Origin of the sequence: Vibrio hibernica (assembly GCF_015223435.1) — a bacterium.
Taxonomy (GTDB): Bacteria; Pseudomonadota; Gammaproteobacteria; order Enterobacterales; family Vibrionaceae; genus Vibrio; species Vibrio hibernica.
In genome coordinates, this window is record NZ_VHKO01000133.1 from 1 (window position 1) to 1091 (window position 1091).

At 39.9% G+C, this 1091-nt stretch carries 1 protein-coding gene; it reads left to right on the forward strand.

Going from position 1 to position 1091, the window contains the following annotated elements; translation table 11 throughout:
• Positions 1-74: 74 nt before the first annotated feature.
• On the forward strand, positions 75-1052 hold the full coding sequence (locus FH976_RS15810) for an IS1595 family transposase (protein WP_194091729.1): 978 nt from the start codon (positions 75-77) through the stop codon (positions 1050-1052).
• Positions 1053-1091 lie beyond the last annotated feature (39 nt).

Sequence of the window (1091 nt, forward strand, 5' to 3'; positions counted from 1 at the left end):
TGGCTCTGTTAGCATTAAGTGTTGAAGTCTAAAAAATGAGCTATAATTTCATGGTAGAGATAGGAGTCTTTGCTATGAAAACTGGAAACTTTACCCAAGTAATCAATATATTATCTGAGCTAACGCGTCACCAACTTACTTTACTGAAAGATAAGGTCGATTCAAAGGTCAATGAGTCGGAAACTTATAGGCAAATAGATCAGTGCAAAAAGAATGAATCGGTAGCCTGTCCTCATTGTGGTTCGATGTCCATTGGTCGTTGGGGTATGGCTTCTGGTCTGCAACGCTATAAGTGCAAAGAAGATGGGTGCGGAAAAACATTCAACGCTTTGACTAAAACACCATTTACAAGACTACGCAAAAAGCACCTTTGGGAAGCTCAAGTTGATTGCTTAAACGAATCCATAACAGTGAGGCAAGCAGCGAAACGACTAGGGGTTAATAAGACAACTGCGTTTCGTTGGCGACATCGCTTTTTGAAAGCCTCCGCAACAACTCAAATGACTGAAGTATCAGGCATTGTTGAAGTTGATGAGATGTTCTTTGCTGAGAGCTTTAAAGGTAAGAAGACTATTGCGCACCGAGACCCACGCAAACGTGGGCAAGAGGCAGATAAACGCAAAAAAGAAGATCAAATACCTGTCCTTATAATCAAAGACAGAAGCGGTGGCATTGTCGATGCTGTACTCAAGCGTAATAGTAAGAAAGAAATTAGTGAAGTATTACAACCACTTGTTACTTCTGACTCGATTCTCTGTTCAGATGGCGCAAATGCTTATAAGAGCTTTGCTAAAGAGAATGATTTAACTCACTACAGAATGATCGCTAGCAAAAACCAGCGCGTTATTGGAAAGCAGTTTCATATACAAAACGTGAATAATTATATGATGCGGTTACGGAAGTGGATAGGTAGATTCTATGGTGTTGGTACAGCGTACCTTCCACATTATCTTGGTTGGAATCGCTTAATGACTTCATCTAAAGATGAAGCCCCATTAACATTAACCAATTTGCTATGTGATGGATTTTACTGGAAACCATTAGAAGAATGACGAGTAAAATATCAATCAACAGTTAACGCTAACAGAGCC